This window comes from Nocardioides acrostichi (assembly GCF_015319165.1).
GTDB lineage: Bacteria > Actinomycetota > Actinomycetes > Propionibacteriales > Nocardioidaceae > Nocardioides > Nocardioides acrostichi.
Genome location: NZ_JADIVZ010000009.1, coordinates 1 through 18490, shown reverse-complemented (window position 1 = coordinate 18490; position 18490 = coordinate 1). Strand labels below are relative to the sequence as shown.

Below are 18490 nucleotides of genomic sequence, written 5' to 3'. Positions count from 1 at the left end.
CCAGTGAAGACATCGAAGTCCTGGATCCTCGACTACGTCGACGTGCCCGAGGGCACCACGACCGAGGACATCACGGCCGCCCTGACCCGCACCGGTCTGAAGCTGGAGGCCATCGAGTCGGCGGGCGCAGAGATCAGCGGTCCGCTCGTGGTGGGCCGGGTGCTCACGATGGAGCCGGAGCCGCAGAAGAACGGCAAGACCATCAACTGGTGCACCGTCGACGTGGGCGATGCGAACGGGTCGGGCGACCCGCAGGGCATCGTGTGCGGTGCGCACAACTTCGCGCCCGGCGACCTGGTCGTCGTCGTGCTGCCCGGCGGCGTCTTGCCGGGCGGTTTCGAGATCAGCGCCCGCAAGACCTACGGCCACGTCTCCGCGGGCATGATCTGCTCGGCTCGCGAACTCGGCCTCGGGGAGGACCACGACGGCATCATCGTGCTGCCCCAGGATGCGGGCGAGCCCGGCCAGGACGCCCGAGGGGTGCTCGGTCTCGACGAGGAGGTCATCGAGCTCGAGGTCAACCCCGATCGCGCCTACGGACTCTCGCTGCGCGGCATCGCCCGAGACGTCGCCCTCTCGGTGTCGGGTGCGAGCAACTTCCGCGACCCCGCGCTACGCGAGGTGCCCCCGGCCGACGACCAGGGTCACCCGGTGGTCGTCGACGACCCCACCGGTTGCCCCGTGTTCGTGGCCCGGACCGTCTCGGGCTTCGACCCCACCGCGGCCACCCCGGACTTCATCTCGGCGCGGCTCACCGCCGCCGGCATGCGCCCCATCTCGCTGGCCGTCGACGTGACCAACTACGTGATGCTCGAGACGGGCCGTCCGATCCACGGGTACGACGCCGACAAGGTGCAGGGCGCGCTGCGGGTGCGTCGTGCACGCGCCGGCGAGCGGCTCACCACGCTCGACGGCACCGACCGCGAGCTCTCCGCCGAGGATCTCGTCGTCACCGACGACTCCGGCCTCATCGGCCTCGGCGGCGTCATGGGCGGCGAGACCACCGAGATGTCGGCCTCCACCAGTCGGGTGCTGATCGAGGCCGCGCACTGGGACGCCGTCTCGATGTTCCGCACCGGCAAGCGACACAAGATCAGCTCCGAGGCCGGGAAGCGCAACGAGCGCGGTGTCGACCCGACCATCTGCGAGGCGGCCGCCGATCGGGTCGTCGAGCTACTCACCACCTACGGCGGTGCGACCGCCGACCCCGGGCACACCGTCGTCGGGACGCCCCCGCCGATGGCAGCCGTCACGATGGGCCTCGACCGGCCCGCCCGGGTGTCCGGCCTGCCCATCGACGCCGACACGGTCCTCGCCCTGCTCGAGGCCGACGGCTGCGTGGTCGCGCGCGAGGGCGACGCCCTCACCGCCACGCCGCCCCCGTGGCGGCCCGACATCACCGACCCCCACGACCTCGTCGAGGAGGTCGTGCGCCTGGTCGGCTACGACGAGATCCCCTCCGTGCTCCCGCCCGCACCGGGCGGCCGCGGCCTGACCCGCGTGCAGGCGCTGCGCCGTCGCATCGGACGCACCCTGGCCGGAGCCGGCTGGGTCGAGGTGGTCGACTTCCCGTTCGTCGGCGAGCGCGACCTCGACGTGCTGGGCATTCCTGCCGCCGACCCGCGCCGTCAGGTCCTGCGGCTCTCCAACCCGCTCTCCTCCCAGGCCCCGGCGATGACCACCACCCTGCTGCCGGGCCTGCTGCGCGCAGCCGCCCGCAACGTGGGGCTGGGCACCACCTCGGTCGCGCTGTTCGAGGCCGCTCCGGTGGTCCTGCCGCGCGGCACCGAGGCGGCACCGATCCTGCCCGTCGACCGGCGCCCGACCGACGCCGAGTTCGACGCGCTGCTCAAGGCGCTGCCCGACCAGCCCCTGCACTTGGGTCTGGTGGCCACGGGAGACGCCGAACTGCCCGGCTGGTGGGGCACCGGTCGCGGGGTGGACTGGTCCGACGCGGTGGATGCCGTCCGCGCGGTGGCCGACGCCCTCGGGGTCCAGCTCACCGTGGCCGCCGCCGCCGAGGCCCCGTGGCACCCCGGTCGGTGCGCCGAGCTGCGGGTGGGGGAGCACCTGGTCGGTCACGCCGGTGAGCTGCATCCCAAGGTCTGCGACGCCGTCGACCTGCCGCGGCGCTCCATCGCCGCCGAGGTCGACCTCGACGTCCTCATCGAGGCGGCCGTGCACCTGCGGCCGGCGCCGTCCTTCTCCGACTACCCGGCCGCCAAGGAGGACGTCGCCCTCGTCGTCGACGAGCGCACACCCGCCGCCGCGGTCGAGGCGGCACTGCGCGAGGGCGCGGGACCGCTGCTGGAGTCGGTGCGGCTCTTCGACGTCTACCGGGGCGAGCAGGTGGGCGCCGGGCAGGTCTCACTGGCCTTCGCGCTGCGCTTCCGGGCCCCCGACCGCACGCTGACCGACGAGGAGACCGCCGGCCTGCGCGAGGCCGCCGTCGTCGCCGCCACGCAGCGCACCGGCGCCACCCAGCGGTCGTGATCCGGCTCCGGCTGCTCGACGACGTCGCATTCGACGACGTCGGGCTGCCGGCCGGCCGGGGGCACGCCCTCCTGGCGGTCCTCGCCACCGCCGGCGGGCGCCCGGTGCCGCAGGAGCGGCTGGTCGAGGAGTTGTGGGGCCGAGACGACCGGCCCGCCAACCCGGCCAAGGCGCTCCAGGTCGTCGTCTCGCGGGTGCGGGCGCAGACGGCTCCCGGGGTCGTCCAGCGCGTCGAAGGGGGCTACCGGCTGGGGCTGGCCGCGGAGGCAGTCGACGTCCTCCAGGCGCGCGACCGGCTCCGGTCGGCCATCCGGGCCGAGGGGGCCGGCGACGCTACGACGACCATGGACGCCGCCCGCGCCGTGCTCAAGCTGAACGTCTCGCCGGCCGGGGAGGGCCCGGTGGCGATGCTGCGAGACGCCGCGCGCGCCGACCGGTCCCGTGCCGAGGCCCTGCTCGGGCGGGCGCTCACGGCGTTGGCCCAGCACGCCGAGGCGCTGCCCCTGCTGGAGTCCGCGCCCGTCGACGACGAGGCGACCCAGCTCGCGCTGCTGCGGTCCGAGGCTGCGGTGCGCGGCGCGCCCGCGGCCCTGCACCGCTACGAGCAGTTGCGCGCGGACCTGGCGGAACGGCTCGGCGTCGACCCCGGCCCACGGCTCCAGGCCCTCCACGGCGAGCTGCTCGCCGCCGACCACCCCGTCCGCGAGGGGTTGCGCTACGACGCCAGCACCCTCGTCGGCCGCGACGGCGACCTGGCCACGCTCCGCGCCCTGGCCTTCGAGCACCGGGTCGTCTCGGTCCTCGGGCCGGGCGGTCTCGGCAAGACCCGGCTGGCGCACCTCCTCGGACGCACGGCGCAGGAGTCGCAGGTGCACCTCGTCGAGCTCGTCGGCGTCAGCGACCCCGCCGACGTGGTCGGCGAGGTCGGCTCGGCTCTCGGGGTGCGCGACTCCGTCGCCGGAAGGGGGGTGCTGACCCCGGCCCAGCGGGCGGACGTGCGAGGCCGCATCGCGACCCAGGTCGACCAGGGCTCCACGCTGCTGATCCTCGACAACTGCGAGCACGTGGTGGAGGCGGTCGCGGACCTCGTCGCCTACCTCGTTGCCGTGTGCCCGCGGCTCCACGTGGTCACCACGACCCGAGCGCCCCTGGCGATCGGCGCCGAGCACGTGTTCGCGTTGGGAACCCTCTCCGAGGACGACGCCGTGCGCCTCTTCCTGGACCGGGCCAGAGCGGCCCGGCCCGGCACGCACCTGGTCGTCGAGGAGGTTCGACGGGTCGTCGACAGGCTCGACGGGCTGCCGCTGGCCATCGAGCTCGCCGCTGCGAAGGTGCGCGTGATGTCGGTGGCCGACGTGGCGCGCCGCCTCGGCGACCGGTTCGCCCTGCTACGCGGTGGAGACCGCTCCGCGCCGGACCGCCATCGGACCCTGCTGGCCGTCATCGACTGGTCGTGGGCACTGCTCGAGGAACCCCAGCGCCGTGCCCTGAGACGCCTCGCGCTGTTCCACGACGGCATCTCCGTGGGGGCGGCCGAGTCGGTGCTCGACGACCCCGACACCTGGGAGGTGTTGGCGAGCCTGGTCGACCAGTCCCTGCTCACCGTCGTCGAGACCGATGCGGGCGTCCGGTACCGGATGCTGGAGTCGGTGCGCGAGTTCGGCCGCCTCAGGCTCGAGGAGGCGGGTGAGTCCGCGGAGGCCTCGGCGGCCCTGACCGTCTGGGCGACCCGGCTGGCCGAGGAGTGCGGGCGCGACATCTGGGGCATCGACCAGCTGACCGCCGTCGACCGGTTGCACGCCGAGGAGGGCAACCTGGCCGAGATCCTGCGCCGCTCGCTGGCGGCGCCCGAGCCGGCGGTCGCCGTCCGTCTCCTGGCGGCGCTCGGCGCCCTGTGGACCGTGCGCGGCGACCACCCCCGCGTCATCGCTCTGACCGGTGCCTTCGACACCGCCCTCGAGGGGTGGGATCCGCCCGATGAGCTGGTCGACGCCGCGGTCGGAGCGGCACTCATGGTGCAGACCAACTCCGCCGTGGCCGACGTGCGGCGCTCGCGCCACGCCCGCCGTCTGCTCGAGCACTACGCGCAGCGCGTGGAGCAGCCCGTCGTGTCCGCGCTGGCGCGGGTGCTTGGCGGGCTGGACCCGCACGAGATGGAGCACTGGGAGGAACGGCTCGCCGGCCTGTGCGAGGACCCGGATCGCCGGGTGGCGATGCTCGCCCTGCAGTGGTCCAGCCACGGCAAGGAGAACGCCGGCGACCCCCGCGGCGCGGTCGAGGTGGCCGAACGCGCGCTGGCGCTGTGGCGTCCCGAGGACGGGCCGTGGGGGCGTGGGCAGCTCCTCGCCCAGCTCACGGGGCTGCATGCCCAGCTGGGGGAGCGCGAGGCCTCCCGTCGTCGGGCCCACGAGGTGCTGCCCCTCCTGGGCCGCCTGGGCGCCCACGACGACGCCGTCCAGGTGCGCTCGGTGCTGGCGGTCGCGGCGCTCGTCGAGGGCGACCTCGAGACCGCCCGCGTCGAGGCGGCCGCCGTGACCGGCCTGGCCGCCCGGGCGACGGGCGGCCTCGGCTCCCGGATCGCCGTTGGCCCTCTCCAAGCCGAGCTGTCCCTGGCCGAGGGGAGGCTGGAGGAGGGGCTGGACCGCTACCTGCGTGCCGTCGAGTCGGTCCGCGGCCTCGTTCTGCCGGGACTCGAGGCCAGGTCGGGGCTCGAGCCCTGGGTGATCTTCACCGAGGGGGCGGCGTGCGCGGCCCTCGCCCGTCACGCGGCCCCGGACGACGACCGGGCCGTGCACCTGCGCGACGCCCTGGCCGTCAAGGCCGGACGCCTGCTCGAGGGGGGTCGCGTCGGCAACGACCTGCCCGTGATCGGGATCGCCGTCTTCGCGCTGGCCGCGTGGGAGGTGCTCCGGGGCCAGGGGAGCGACCGGGTGACCCTGGGTGTGAGGGGGCTGGTCCTCGCCGACGCGTTCGGCTACCCGCGCTACAGCCCCTCCCTGGACTGGACGCGCTGGGCCGCGGAGGCCGAGGCTCGTGCGCCGGGCGAGCTGGGCGAGGCGACCCGGGCGCTGGCCGGCCGACGAGGGCCCGAGCTCCTGGCGCGGGCCCGGGCCCTCGTCGCTCGGATCGCCCCTCCGGGAGGCTGACCCGGGCCCCACCTCCCGGGCGGCGCGCAGACTCACATCTTGCGACCGTAGGAGCGCACCGCGAGAGGCGCGAAGACCGCCACCACCACGGCGCAGCCGAGCAGGGCCCAGCCCACCTCACCGGTCACGGTCCCGTCGTTCATGAGGGCACGCACGGCCGAGACGACGTGACTGACGGGGTTGACCTTGACGAAGGCCGCGAGCCAACCCGGGAGGGTGTCGACCGGCACGTAGGCGTTGGAGAGGAACGTCAGCGGGAACAAGATCATCATCGAGATGCCCTGCACGCTCTGGGCGGTGCGCGCGACGGTGCCCAACCACGTGAAGATCCACGCCAACGACCAGCCGGCGGCCACCGTCAGCACGATGCCGCCGACGACGCCGAGCACGCCGCCGCCGGGTCGAAAGCCCATCGCGAGGCCGACGGCGACGGTGAGCACCGCGGCGAGGGAGTACCGCAGGAGGTCGGCGACCATGGGCCCGGCCAGCGGCGCGATGCGCGCGATGGGCAGCGACTTGAAGCGGTCGAACACGCCCTTGTCCATGTCCTCGCGCAGCTGCACGCCGGTGGCCATGCAGGCGGTCAGGGCGGTCTGGGCGAGGACGCCCGGGATCACGATGGGCAGATAGGAGGCGACGTCTCCCGAGACGGCGCCGCCGAAGATGTACGCGAACATCGCGGTGAAGAGCAGCGGCTGGATCGTGACGTCGAAGAACTGCTCCGGGTTGCGGCGCATCTTGAGCGTGGCCCGCCACGCCATCGACAACGTCTGTGCCACGGTCGCCCTCAACGACACGTGGCGCGCGAGTTCCTCGGGCGTCGGCCTGGTGGCTGTGGCAGCGGGTTCGGGAGCGACGAGGGTGGTCATGAGCGGGCCTCCGTGGCGTTCGGGATCTGGTCGGGCGTCGGGTCGGTGGTCGGGTCGGCGGTGTGGCCGGTCAGTGTCAGGAAGACCTCGTCGAGGGTGGGCTTGGCGACCGTGACCGAGGCGATCGAGAGGCGTTCCTCGCGCAGCGCGATGAGGACGTCGGCGGCTCGGTCGGGATCGGTGAGCGCCACGTTGAGGGCACCCGACTCCGGAGTGGCGACGGGCTCCTCGCCCAGCACCCGACGGCAGAGCGCCGCGGCCGCGGTCGTGTCCGAGGCGTCGACCACCCGCAGCTGCAGCGTCGAGCTGCCGACCTGCCCCTTGAGGTCGTCCGGCGTGCCCTCGGCCACCTTGCGTCCGCGGTCGATGACGGCGATCCGGTCCGCCAGCTGGTCGGCCTCGTCGAGGTACTGGGTCGTGAGGAGGACGGTGCACCCCTGGTCCACCAGCTCGCGGATCGTGTCCCACATCTGACCCCGGGTGCGTGGGTCCAGGCCCGTGGTCGGCTCGTCGAGGAAGATCAACGGCGGTCGTGAGATGAGACTGGCGGCGAGGTCGAGGCGACGTCGCATCCCGCCCGAGAAGGCCGAGATCGGGCGGTCGGCCGCCTCCTCCAGGTCGAAGCGACCCAGCAGGTCGACGGCGGTGCGCCGTGCGGCGCGCCCGTCGAGCCCGAGGAGTCGCCCGAACAGCCGCAGGTTCTCCTGCGCCGTCAGGTTCTCGTCGACCGACGCGTACTGCCCGGTCACACCCACGAGTTGGCGCACCGTGTGGGGGTGGGCGGCGACGTCGACGCCGAACACCTCCGCGCGTCCGCCGTCGATGGGCGAGAGGGTCGCGAGCATGCGTAGCGTGGTGGTCTTGCCCGCACCGTTGGGGCCCAGCACTCCGAAGACCTGGCCCGGTGCCACCTCCAGGTCGATGCCGTCGACGGCGGTGAAGGAGCCGTAGCGCTTCACCAGGCCGTGGGCCCGGACTGCGGGGGTGGGCGTGGGCGAATCGGTGCGCTCGCCCGGGGCAGAGGTCGCTGAGCAGGGGATCGTGGTCATGTGGCCACCTTCGGTCAGCGGGGTTTCACTGCGCCTTCGCCCTGGTTTCACCGGGTTTGGCGGACCGTCCCGCAGGCGGACGCCGTCGTGATCGCGCTGCGAGGTACGGCACCCGATTTCCCAGTCCATGCACTCGCACGTATAGTTATGCGCATGACGAAGAAGCGCGTCGCTGTCGCCGGAGCCAGTGGGTACGCCGGGGGAGAGGTGCTGCGCCATCTCCTCGCCCATCCTGACGTGGAGGTGGGCGCCGTGACCGGCGCCTCGAACGCCGGGCAATCACTGGGAGCCCTGCAGCCGCATCTGGTGCCGCTGGCCGATCGGGTGCTGGCGGAGACCACCGTGGACACCCTCTCGGGGCACGACGTGGTGGTGCTGGGTCTGCCGCACGGGCAGTCCGGCGCGGTGGCCGCCCAACTGCCCGACGACGTCGTGGTCATCGACTGCGGCGCCGACTTCCGACTCGCCGACGCCGCGCTGTGGGAGCAGTTCTACGGGGGAGAGCATGCCGGAACCTGGCCCTACGGGCTGCCAGAGCTGCCCGGCCAGCGCGAGGTGCTCGGTGGAGCCACGCGCATCGCCGTCCCCGGCTGCTACCCGACCGTCTCCACGCTCACGCTCGCCCCGGCGATCGCGTCAGGCGTCGTCGACCCCGAGGTGGTCGTCGTCGCCGCCAGCGGTACCTCGGGTGCAGGCAAGGCGGCCAAGCCACACCTGCTCGGTAGCGAGATCATGGGCAACGCCAGTGCCTACGGTGTCGGCGGCGTCCACCGGCACACTCCCGAGATCATCCAGAACCTCTCGACGCTGGTCGACGGCACCGTCTCGGTGTCGTTCACCCCGCTGCTCGTGCCGATGGCGCGCGGGATCCTCGCCACCTGCTCTGCGCCGCTGCGCGGGGGCATCAGCGCCGAGGACGCCTACGAGGTCTACAGCAAGGCCTACGACGACGAGCCGTTCGTGCACGTGCTGCCGCCGGGGCAGTGGCCGCAGACCCAGTCGGTGACCGGCTCCAACAGCGTGCACGTGCAGGTCACCGTCGACGAGGCCGCCGGTCGGCTGGTGGCGGTCGGCGCCGTCGACAACCTGGCCAAGGGCACGGCCGGCGCCGCCGTGCAGTGCATGAACCTCGCCCTGGGCCTCGAGGAGACCACGGGGCTGACGACCGTGGGCCTGGCGCCGTGAACGAGGTGACCCTCGAGCAGCACGCGGAGCCACTCGCCGTCGTCCGGCTCGCGCCGGGCGCCGAGGTACCGGAGTGGGCAGGTTCCTCCAGCATCCTCTCGATCAGCGCCACGGCGACGGAGACCTCCGTCGTCTGCTCGGCGGCGACGGTGCCGGTCAAGTCCCGCCACGAGGGCCCCTTCACCGCCTTCTCGGTCGTCGGGCCGCTCGACTTCGCGCTCACGGGCGTGCTCGCGGGTCTGCTCACCCCTCTCGCAGAGGAGCAGATCAGCGTGTTCACACTCTCCACCTTCGACACCGACTGGGTGCTGGTGCCGGCCGATCGGGCCGAGCAGGCGGCCGAGGCGTGGCGACGAACCGGGCGCACCGTGCGCCCCGTTCAGCCCGCCATCGACTGACCACCTTCGTCACCTAGGAGCACCCCATGAGCGTCACCCATCCTCGCGGCTTCACCGCCTCCGGCGTCGCCGCCGGCCTGAAGTCCACCGGCGCGAAGGACGTCGCCCTCGTCGTCAACACCGGCCCCGCCTTCGACACCGCCAGCGTGTTCACCGCCAACCGCTGCCAGGCCAACCCCGTGCTGTGGAGCAAGGAGGCCGTCCGGGACGGCGTCGCCCGCGCCGTCGTCATCAACTCCGGCGGCGCCAACTGCTACACCGGCCCCGAGGGGTTCCAGACCACGCACCGCACCGCCGAGCTCGTCGCCGAGAAGCTCGAGATCGGTGCGGTCGATGTCATCGTCTGCTCCACCGGACTCATCGGTCTGCTCAACGACCGCGACGACCTCCTCGCCGGCGTCGCCGCCGCCCATGCGGCGCTGGACACCGACGGTGGCCAGGCGGCGGCCGAGGCGATCATGACCACCGACTCGGTGAGCAAGACCGTGGTCGTCGAAGGGTCCGGCTGGAGCATCGGCGGCATGGCCAAGGGCGCGGGCATGCTCGCGCCCCAGCTCGCCACGATGCTGGTCGTGCTCACCACCGACGCCGTGGTGCCGGCGTCCGACCTCGACACCGCGCTGCGCGCGGCGACCCGGGTCTCCTTCGACCGCCTCGACTCCGATGGCTGCATGTCGACCAACGACACCGTCTCCGTGCTGGCCAGCGGCGCCAGCGGGATCACGCCGAGCCTCGACGACTTCACCGAGGCGCTCACCCAGGCCTGCACCGATCTCGCCATGCAGCTGCTCAAGGACGCCGAGGGCGCCGACCACGAGATCGCGATCACCACCCTCCACGCCGCCAGCGAGGACGACGCGGTCGAGGTCGGCCGCAGCGTGGCGCGCAGCAACCTCTTCAAGGCGGCGATCTTCGGCAACGACCCGAACTGGGGCCGGGTGCTCGCCTCGATCGGCACCACGGGTGCCGTGTTCGACCCCGCCGATCTCGACGTCGCCATGAACGGCGTCTGGGTGTGCCGGGAGTCGACGCCGCACGCCGACCCGCAGGAGGTGGACCTCACCGGCCGCGAGGTCAGCGTGACCATCGACCTGAAGGCGGGCGACGCCCGGGCCACCGTGTGGACCAACGACCTCACGCACGCCTACGTGCACGAGAACAGCGCCTACTCCAGCTGAGGACCGAGAGACTCCAGATGAGCGATCAGAACCCGACCAACCCAGCCCTGGACCCCGCGAACATGGTGTTCAGCGAGGTCCGGCCCGCCGACCCCGACAAGGCGAGCGTGCTCGCCGGCGCGCTGCCGTGGCTCAAGCGCTACCACGGCAAGATCGTCGTGGTGAAGTACGGCGGCAACGCCATGACCGACGAGAGCCTCAAGCAGGCGTTCGCCGAGGACATCGCCTTCTTGCGCTTCGCCGGCTTCAAGCCCGTCGTCGTGCACGGGGGCGGGCCGCAGATCTCGCAGATGCTCGACAAGCTGGAGATCGAGTCCGAGTTCCGCGGCGGTCTGCGCGTCACCACACCAGAGGCCATGGACGTCGTGCGCATGGTGCTGACCGGCAAGGTGCAGCGCGAGCTGGTGGGCCTCATCAACTCGCACGGTCCGCTCGCCGTCGGCATGTCCGGCGAGGACGCCGGCCTCTTCACGGCCGAGCCGACCAACACGATCGTCGACGGCGAGGAGGTCGACCTCGGTCTCGTGGGCGAGGTCGCCAAGGTGCGGCCCGAGGCCGTGCTCGACATCATCGAGGCGGGCCGGATCCCGGTCGTGTCCTCCGTGGCCCCCGACGTGCACGGTGCCGTGCACAACGTGAACGCCGACACCGCGGCCGCCGCTTTGGCGGTGGCGCTGGGAGCCGACAAGCTGCTGGTGCTCACCGATGTCGAGGGTCTGTACCGGGACTGGCCCGACAGCGACGACGTGATCTTCGAGATCAGCCCCGAGACGCTCGGCTCGCTGCTGCCGACCCTGGCCAGCGGCATGGTGCCGAAGATGGAGGCCTGCCGCAAGGCGGTCGCCGAGGGCGTCCCGAGGGCGACCGTGGTCGACGGGCGCGAGCCGCACGCCGTGCTGCTCGAGCTGTTCACCGCCGAGGGCGTGGGCACCCAGGTGCTGCCCGGTGTCGACACCAAGGTGCGCAAGGCCCGGCAGAAGGCGGTGCAGAAGTGAGCACCCCGGAGACTGCCCAAGAGCAGCTGAAGCAGCGCTACGGCGCGGCCCTGATGAACACCTTCGGCCCGCCGAAGCTGGTGCTCGCGCGGGGCGAGGGAGCCCACGTATGGGACGTCGACGGCCGCGAGTACGTCGACTTCCTCGGCGGCATCGCCGTCAACACCCTGGGGCACAACCACCCGGCCCTCGTCGCCGCGGTGAGCGATCAGCTGAGCACCCTCGGGCACACCTCGAACTTCTTCACCACGCGGCCGGCGGTCGAGCTGGCCGAGCGGCTGCTGTCGATCTGCTCGCAGCCGGATGCGCCCGAGGGGCGGGTCTTCTTCGCCAACTCCGGCTCCGAGGCCAACGAGGCCGCGATCAAGCTCTCGCGCCTGACCGGCCGTACCAAGATCGTGGTCATGCAGGACGCCTTCCACGGGCGCACCATGGGCAGTCTGGCGCTCACCGCGAAGGCTGCCTACCGCGAGCCCTTCGAGCCGCTGCCGGGCGACGTCACGTGGATCCCGTTCGGCGACGTCGAGGCGCTGCGCGGCGCCGTCGATGAGCAGACCGCCGCCGTCGTGATCGAGCCGCTGCAGGGCGAGGCCGGCGTCAACGTCGCGCCCACCGCCTACCTGCGTGCGGCCCGTGAGGTCACGTCCGCAGCCGGGGCGCTGTTGTGGTTCGACGAGGTGCAGAGCGGCATGGGCCGTACCGGGCACTGGCTGGCCAGCGCGCCGAGCGGCGTGCAGCCGGACGTCGTCACCCTGGCCAAGGGTCTCGGCGGTGGACTGCCGATCGGCGCCTGCCTGGCCTGGGGCGAGGCGGCGCACCTCTTCGGCCCCGGCAACCACGGCACCACGTTCGGTGGCAACCCGGTCGTGTGCGCTGCCGCGCTCGCCGTCCTCGACACCATCGAGAAGGAGTCACTGCTCGACCATGCGACAGCGGTGGGGGAGCGGCTGCGCGCAGGCGTCGGGGCCGACGCCCGCGTCACCGACGTCCGCGGCGAGGGCCTGCTCGTGGGTCTGACCCTGGCGGCCGAGAAGGCGCCCGAGGTGGTGGCCGCGGCGCAGGACGCCGGGTGGATCGTCAACGCCACCGGCGGCGACCGGGTGCGGATGGCGCCGCCGCTGGTGGTCTCGTTCGACGACGTCGACGCGCTCGTCGCCGCCTGGCCCGGCATCCTCGATGCCGCGGGAGCCTGACATGACCGCACCCACGACCCCGGCGGGCCTGCGGCACTTCCTCGCCGACGACGACCTCTCGCCGTCCGAGCAGAGCGTCGTGCTCGACCTGGCCGCGGCGATGAAGGCCGAGCCGTTCGGCGCCAAGCCCCTGGCCGGGCCGCAGTCGGTCGCGATGATCTTCGACAAGCCGACGCTGCGCACCCAGACCTCCTTCGGTGCCGGCATCGCCGAGCTCGGCGGCAACCCGATGCTCGTCGAGGGCCGCCTGGCCGGCATCGGCGTACGCGAGTCGGTCGAGGACGTCGCCCGTGTGCTCGGCCGCCAGGTCGCGGTGGTCGTCTGGCGCACGTTCCTCCAGTCCGACCTCGAGACGATGGCCTCCCATGCGGGTGTCCCGGTCGTCAACGCGCTGACCGACGACTTCCACCCCTGCCAGCTCATCGCCGACCTGCTCACCGTGCGTGAGCGGCACGGCCGTCTGGCCGGGCTCACCGTCGCCTTCGTCGGCGACGGCGCCTGCAACATGGGCAACTCCTGGCTGCTCGCCGGCGCGACGGCCGGCATGCACGTGCGCATCTGCGCCCCCGAGGGGTACCTCCCGACACCCACGATGTTCGAGCGCGCCTCCGCCGTCGCGGCGCAGACCGGCGGCTCGGTCCGTGCCGTGCACGACCCGAAGGAGGCGGTGGCCGGGGTCGACGTCGTGGTCACCGACACCTGGATCTCCATGGGCAAGGAGGCCGAGGAGGAGGCCCGCACCCGGGTCTTCGCCGACTACGCGCTCACCACCGCTCTGCTCGCGGGCGCCTCACCCGAGGCAGTGGTGTTGCACTGCCTGCCGGCCTACCGCGGCAAGGAGATCGCCGAGGACGTCCTCGAGGGGCCCCAGAGTGCCGTCTGGGACGAGGCCGAGAACCGTCGGCACGCTCAGAAGGCGGTGCTGGCGTTCCTGCTCGACGTGAGCACGGGAGGTGGCACCCGATGAGCGAGGAGGTGCTACGCCCCGCCACCAAGAACGCCCGCCACCAGCTGATCGTCGGCCTCGTGGGCACCCGCGGGGTGCGTTCCCAGGCCGAGCTCGCCTCGCTGCTGGGCGAGAACGGCGTGCACGTCACCCAGGCCACCCTGTCGCGAGACCTCGTCGAACTCGAGGCGGTCAAGGTGCGCACATCGTCGGGGGCGCTGGTCTACGCGGTCCCGGCCGAGGGCGGCGACCGCACCCCCGCCGTCCCGAGCGACACCGCGGCCGGGCGGGCGCGGCTGGCCCGCCTGCTCGGTGAACTGCTCGCCACCGCCGAGGCCAGCGGCAACCTGGTCGTGCTGCGCACCCCGCCCGGCGCGGCCCAGTTCCTGGCCTCGGCGTTCGACAAGGCCGACCTGCCCGAGGTGCTCGGCACCATCGCCGGCGACGACACCGTGCTCGTGATCGGCCGCGAGCCGACCGGGGGCGCGGCCCTCGCCCAGCGCTTCATCGAGCTCGCCGACCACGCGGCTGCCGCCCCCCTCCCACATCCCGATGCACCGCACGACCCGAAGGAGTACTTGTGAGCAAGGTTCTGACCAGCCTGCCGAAGGGAGAGCGAGTCGGTATCGCGTTCTCCGGAGGTCTCGACACCTCGGTCGCCGTGGCCTGGATGCGCGACAAGGGCGCCGTCCCGTGCACCTACACCGCCGACATCGGCCAGTACGACGAGCCCGACATCTCCGGTGTGCCCGGCCGCGCCATGGAGTACGGCGCCGAGCTCGCGCGCCACGTCGACTGCCGGCGTCAGCTCGTCGAGGAGGGCTTCGCGGCCATCGCCTGCGGCGCCTTCCACATCCGCTCGGCCGGCCGCACCTACTTCAACACCACGCCCATCGGCCGTGCAGTCACCGGCACCATGCTGGTGCGCGCGATGCAGGAGGACGACGTCGACATCTGGGGCGACGGCTCGACCTTCAAGGGCAACGACATCGAGCGGTTCTACCGCTACGGCCTCATGGCGAACCCCGACCTGCGCATCTACAAGCCGTGGCTCGACGCCGACTTCGTGCACGAGCTCGGTGGGCGCGACGAGATGAGCCGGTGGCTCACCGAGCACGGCCTGCCCTACCGCGACTCGGCGGAGAAGGCGTACTCCACCGACGCCAACATCTGGGGCGCCACGCACGAGGCCAAGACGCTGGAGCACCTCGAGGTCTCCCTCGAGACCGTCGAGCCGATCATGGGGGTGAAGTTCTGGGATCCCTCCGTCGAGATCGCCTGCGAGGACATCACCGTCACCTTCGAGGCGGGTCGTCCCGTGGCCATCAACGGCCTGCGCTACGACGACCCCATCGCCTTGGTGCACGAGGCCAACGCCATCGGTGGTCGGCACGGGCTCGGCATGTCCGACCAGATCGAGAACCGCATCATCGAGGCGAAGTCGCGAGGCATCTACGAGGCCCCGGGCATGGCGCTGTTGTGGATCGCCTACGAGCGGCTGCTCAACGCCATCCACAACGAGGACACCATCGCGCAGTACCGCGACCAGGGCCGCCAGCTCGGCCGGCTGCTCTACGAGGGTCGATGGCTCGACCCGCAGGCGTTGATGATCCGCGAGGCCGTCCAGCGCTGGATCGCCTCCCTGGTCACCGGCGACGTGGTCATCCGGCTGCGCCGCGGGGAGGACTACACCGTGCTCTCGACCGAGGGCCCGGCGTTCTCCTACCACCCCGACAAGCTGTCGATGGAGCGCACCGAGAACGCCGCGTTCGGTCCCCTCGACCGCATCGGTCAGCTCACGATGCGCAACCTCGACATCGCCGACTCCCGCGACAAGCTCGAGCAGTACGCCGGGCAGCCGCTCGACCAGAGCCTCGTGCTCGTCGAGAACGGCACCCTCTACGGCGAGCTGCCCTCGGGGGGTTACGACCGCATCACCCGGCGCGAGAACGAGCAGGACGTCGACGACCAGGCGCTCGACCAGGCGGCCATGGAGTACGGCACCGACTGAGGGCGGGTCGAGGAGATGAGCGAGCCGATCTTGAGGATCACGGCGCGGGTGCTCCCGGTGAGCGAACGTGGCGAGGTGCTGCTGCTGTGCGACCAGGATCCCGGTCACCCCGGCGACCTGCGTTGGGGAACGATCGGGGGTGCCGTGGACCCGGGGGAGAGCCTGCCCGAAGCCGGGGTGCGCGAGATGTTCGAGGAGACCGGCGTGGTGGTCGATGCAGGTGCCCTCGTCGGCCCGGTGCACCAGGACCGGCTGGAGTTCAGCTACGACGGCACCCGCTACCTGGGCGACTCGACGTTCTTCGCCGTGCCCCTGGCCCGTGACGTCGAGGTGAGCTTCGCCCATCTCGAGCCGGCCGAGGTCGGCAACGTGCTCGAGGCCCGCTGGTGGCGACCCGCCGACGTGCGCGACGACGGCCGGCTGGTCTCACCGGACCTGCCCGACATCATGGAGTTGGCCATCGCGGCCATCGAGAGAGGAAGCGCGTGAGCGAGAACGAGTCCGGGACCAACACCGGCAAGCTGTGGGGCGGCCGGTTCGCCGGTGGCCCGTCGCCGGAGCTGGACGCCCTGTCGCGTTCGACGCACTTCGACTGGCGGCTGGTGCCCTACGACCTGGCCGGATCCCGCGCCCACGCCAACGCCCTGCGCCGCGCCGACCTGCTGAGCCAGGCTCACCATGCCGAGCTTCTGCGCGGCCTGGACGCGCTGGGGGAGCGGTTCGCCTCCGGCGAACTGCGCCCTGCCCCGAGCGACGAGGACGTGCACGGGGCCCTCGAGAGGCTGCTGCTCGAGGAGGTCGGGGCGGAGGTCGGCGGACGGCTGCGCGCCGGGCGCTCGCGCAACGACCAGATCGCCACGCTGTTCAAGGTGTTCCTGCGCGACCACGCCCGCACGATCGGGAACCTGGTGCTCGAGCTCGTGGACGTGATCGCCGTGCAGGCCGAGGCGCATCTGGGCACGGGCGGCACCGGCCCGGCGATCATGCCCGGCCGCACGCACCTCCAGCACGCGCAGCCCGTGCTCCTCTCGCACGCTCTGATGGCGCACGCGTGGCCGCTGGTGCGCGATGTCGGGCGACTGGTCGACTGGGACGCTCGCGTCGCCGCGGACTCGCCCTACGGATCGGGTGCGCTGGCCGGTCAGTCCCTCGGTCTCGACCCCGAGGGCGTGGCCGCCGAGCTGGGCTTCACCGGTGCCAGCGCGAACTCCATCGACGGCACGGCCGCCCGTGACTTCGTGGCCGAGTTCGCCTTCGTCGCCGCCCAGATCGGCGTCGACGTCAGCCGGATGGCCGAGGAGGTCATCCTCTGGGTCACACACGAGTTCGGGTTCGCCCGGCTGCACGACTCCTGGTCGACCGGCTCGAGCATCATGCCGCAGAAGAAGAACCCCGACATCGCCGAGCTCGCGCGCGGGAAGGCCGGCCGTCTCATCGGCAACCTGACCGGCCTCCTCGCCACGCTCAAGGCCTTGCCACTCGCCTACAACCGCGATCTGCAGGAGGACAAGGAGCCGGTCTTCGATTCCGTGGACACCCTCGAGGTGCTGCTACCGGCCTTCAGTGGCATGGTCGCCACGCTCGCCTTCGACGTCGAGCGGATGGCCGATCTGGCGCCTCGCGGCTTCTCGCTCGCCACCGACGTGGCCGAATGGCTGGTGCGCCAGGACGTGCCCTTCCGGGTCGCCCACGAGCTCGCCGGCGCGTGCGTTCGCAGGTGCGAGGAGCTGGGCTGTGAGCTCGACGAGCTCTCCGACGAGGATCTGAGGAACCTCTCGCCGGCGTTGACACCCGCCGTGCGGGAGGTGCTGACGGCCGCGGGCTCCACGGCGTCGCGCTCGGGGCGGGGCGGGACGGCGCCGGCCCGGGTGCGGGAGCAGCACGCCGAGCTGGTCTCGCGGAGCGCTGAGTTGCGTGCCCTACTCCTCGGCTGAGGTGCGCGCGCGCCTGGCGGCGCCGGTCGACCAGGTGGCTCCCTGGTTGCTCGGCGCCGTGGTGACCCACGACGGGGTGGCGGTGCGCCTCACGGAGGTGGAGGCCTACGGAGGACCAGACGACGCAGGCTCGCACGCCTTCAACGGCCGGACCCGACGCAACGGCTCGATGTTCGGGCCACCCGGTCACTGGTACGTCTACCTCGTCTACGGCATGCACGAGTGCCTCAACCTGGTGACCGGGCCCGAGGGCGACCCCGCTGCCGTCCTCCTCCGTGCCGGGGAGGTGATCTCGGGCCTGGACGCCGCGCGCGCACGGCGTCCGAAGGTGCCGGACGCTCGCCTCGCCAGCGGCCCGGGAGTGCTGACGCGCGTCCTCGGGGCGGGCCGGAGCCTCGACGGGAGTGACGCCCTGACCGGGCCTCTGCACCTCGAAGGACCGGCGCGGCCAGGGCCGGCCGCGGTGTCGTCGGGCCCCCGGGTGGGGCTTCGCGGAGCACCCGACCGACCGTGGCGGTGGTGGCTCGCCGACGCCCGATCGGTGACCTCCTACCGCGCTGCGAAGCCACGGTGAGCGCCCACCCGAAGGGGTCTTGCACCCCCGATTTGATGGCCCCGCAACACGTGTGTAATGTTCCTTCTCGTTGCGGCGCGGACGGAACACTCTCGATGAGGCGATCAGCCCCACGAGAGCCACACCGGCCGAATCGCGACCAGGAACTTCCGAAGCGCCAACCGGGTCGGCCACGAGTTGACCAGGGGCTGACGGAGGAGTAAGTTTCTGCAGGTTGCCCCGGAGCCGGAGCGAAAGTTTCTCGGCACGGTGTGCGTCTGATTCTTGAGAACTCAACAGTGTGTCATAGTCGACGGATTGATTTGTGCCCGTCGTCTCGGCTGGTTTGCTCATGTTTTGTGGGTGGGTTGGTTGGGGTGATGGTTTCTTTGATGAATGATTCTGGTTGACCATTTTTATGGTTTGTCGGGGTTTGTTTGTCAGGTTTTGGATTGTTTGTTGTGCCGATTGTTGTGCATGCTTTTGTGTGTATGGTTTTTGGTTTTCAATGGAGAGTTTGATCCTGGCTCAGGACGAACG

15 protein-coding genes are annotated in these 18490 nt (G+C 72.0%); 13 read left to right on the top strand and 2 right to left on the bottom strand.

Going from position 1 to position 18490, the window contains the following annotated elements:
* The first annotated feature begins 3 nt into the window (after positions 1-3).
* Together pheT and ISG29_RS15230 are read left to right on the top strand one after the other, a co-directional pair.
* Positions 4-2493 (top strand): phenylalanine--tRNA ligase subunit beta, encoded by a 2490-nt coding sequence (gene pheT, locus ISG29_RS15235; protein WP_194504314.1) that lies wholly within the window; start codon positions 4-6, stop codon positions 2491-2493.
* Positions 2490-5639 (top strand): AAA family ATPase, encoded by a 3150-nt coding sequence (locus ISG29_RS15230; protein ID WP_194504313.1) that lies wholly within the window; start codon positions 2490-2492, stop codon positions 5637-5639. The genes pheT and ISG29_RS15230 overlap by 4 nt, the downstream gene beginning before the upstream one ends.
* A gap of 32 nt (positions 5640-5671) precedes the next feature.
* Here ISG29_RS15230 and ISG29_RS15225 read toward each other — a convergent pair whose 3' ends face one another.
* Both ISG29_RS15225 and ISG29_RS15220 read right to left on the bottom strand, forming a co-directional pair.
* A complete protein-coding gene (locus tag ISG29_RS15225) occupies positions 5672-6508 on the bottom strand; it encodes an ABC transporter permease (RefSeq protein WP_194504312.1) in 837 nt (278 codons plus the stop codon).
* Positions 6505-7557: an ATP-binding cassette domain-containing protein gene (locus tag ISG29_RS15220; protein WP_194504311.1), complete on the bottom strand. Its 1053-nt coding sequence runs from the start codon at positions 7555-7557 to the stop codon at positions 6505-6507. Before ISG29_RS15220 ends, ISG29_RS15225 begins: the two co-directional genes overlap by 4 nt.
* A gap of 147 nt (positions 7558-7704) precedes the next feature.
* Between ISG29_RS15220 and argC the strand changes: the two genes are divergently transcribed.
* The 11 genes from argC (at position 7705) to ISG29_RS15165 (ending at position 17971) form a co-directional block, all read left to right on the top strand.
* On the top strand, positions 7705-8742 hold the full coding sequence (gene argC, locus ISG29_RS15215; RefSeq protein WP_235960025.1) for an N-acetyl-gamma-glutamyl-phosphate reductase: 1038 nt from the start codon (positions 7705-7707) through the stop codon (positions 8740-8742).
* Positions 8739-9140 carry an ACT domain-containing protein gene (locus ISG29_RS21730; protein ID WP_194504309.1) on the top strand — a complete coding sequence of 134 codons (402 nt, stop codon included), beginning with the start codon at positions 8739-8741 and terminating at the stop codon, positions 9138-9140. The genes argC and ISG29_RS21730 overlap by 4 nt, the downstream gene beginning before the upstream one ends.
* 26 nt (positions 9141-9166) lie before the next feature.
* Positions 9167-10318 carry a bifunctional glutamate N-acetyltransferase/amino-acid acetyltransferase ArgJ gene (argJ, locus tag ISG29_RS15205; RefSeq protein WP_194504308.1) on the top strand — a complete coding sequence of 384 codons (1152 nt, stop codon included), beginning with the start codon at positions 9167-9169 and terminating at the stop codon, positions 10316-10318.
* Positions 10319-10380: 62 nt separating this feature from the next.
* A complete protein-coding gene (gene argB / locus ISG29_RS15200) occupies positions 10381-11313 on the top strand; it encodes an acetylglutamate kinase (RefSeq protein WP_194504447.1) in 933 nt (310 codons plus the stop codon).
* A complete protein-coding gene (locus tag ISG29_RS15195; protein WP_328829389.1) occupies positions 11310-12506 on the top strand; it encodes an acetylornithine transaminase in 1197 nt (398 codons plus the stop codon). Before argB ends, ISG29_RS15195 begins: the two co-directional genes overlap by 4 nt.
* Position 12507: 1 nt before the next feature.
* Positions 12508-13473: an ornithine carbamoyltransferase gene (argF, locus tag ISG29_RS15190; protein WP_194504307.1), complete on the top strand. Its 966-nt coding sequence runs from the start codon at positions 12508-12510 to the stop codon at positions 13471-13473.
* Positions 13470-14036 (top strand): arginine repressor, encoded by a 567-nt coding sequence (locus tag ISG29_RS15185; RefSeq protein ID WP_194504306.1) that lies wholly within the window; start codon positions 13470-13472, stop codon positions 14034-14036. The genes argF and ISG29_RS15185 overlap by 4 nt, the downstream gene beginning before the upstream one ends.
* A complete protein-coding gene (gene argG / locus ISG29_RS15180; RefSeq protein WP_194504305.1) occupies positions 14033-15463 on the top strand; it encodes an argininosuccinate synthase in 1431 nt (476 codons plus the stop codon). The genes ISG29_RS15185 and argG overlap by 4 nt, the downstream gene beginning before the upstream one ends.
* A gap of 15 nt (positions 15464-15478) precedes the next feature.
* Positions 15479-15952, top strand: a complete 474-nt coding sequence (locus ISG29_RS15175) for an NUDIX hydrolase (protein WP_194504304.1) — start codon at positions 15479-15481, stop codon at positions 15950-15952.
* On the top strand, positions 15949-17397 hold the full coding sequence (gene argH, locus ISG29_RS15170) for an argininosuccinate lyase (protein ID WP_194504303.1): 1449 nt from the start codon (positions 15949-15951) through the stop codon (positions 17395-17397). Before ISG29_RS15175 ends, argH begins: the two co-directional genes overlap by 4 nt.
* Entirely contained in the window at positions 17378-17971 is a 594-nt protein-coding gene (locus ISG29_RS15165) for a DNA-3-methyladenine glycosylase (protein WP_194504302.1), read from the top strand. Before argH ends, ISG29_RS15165 begins: the two co-directional genes overlap by 20 nt.
* Positions 17972-18490 lie beyond the last annotated feature (519 nt).

Excerpts from the sequence above, each read along its gene's own strand:
- argJ (WP_194504308.1), top strand. The coding sequence starts at position 9,167 with ATGAGCGTCACCCATCCTCGCGGCTTCACCGCCTCCGGCGTCGCCGCC.
- ISG29_RS15185 (WP_194504306.1), top strand. The coding sequence starts at position 13,470 with ATGAGCGAGGAGGTGCTACGCCCCGCCACCAAGAACGCCCGCCACCAG.
- argC (WP_235960025.1), top strand. The coding sequence starts at position 7,705 with ATGCGCATGACGAAGAAGCGCGTCGCTGTCGCCGGAGCCAGTGGGTAC.
- ISG29_RS15220 (WP_194504311.1), bottom strand. The coding sequence starts at position 7,557 with ATGACCACGATCCCCTGCTCAGCGACCTCTGCCCCGGGCGAGCGCACC.
- argB (WP_194504447.1), top strand. The coding sequence starts at position 10,381 with ATGGTGTTCAGCGAGGTCCGGCCCGCCGACCCCGACAAGGCGAGCGTG.
- argF (WP_194504307.1), top strand. The coding sequence starts at position 12,508 with ATGACCGCACCCACGACCCCGGCGGGCCTGCGGCACTTCCTCGCCGAC.
- ISG29_RS15225 (WP_194504312.1), bottom strand. The coding sequence starts at position 6,508 with ATGACCACCCTCGTCGCTCCCGAACCCGCTGCCACAGCCACCAGGCCG.
- ISG29_RS15175 (WP_194504304.1), top strand. The coding sequence starts at position 15,479 with ATGAGCGAGCCGATCTTGAGGATCACGGCGCGGGTGCTCCCGGTGAGC.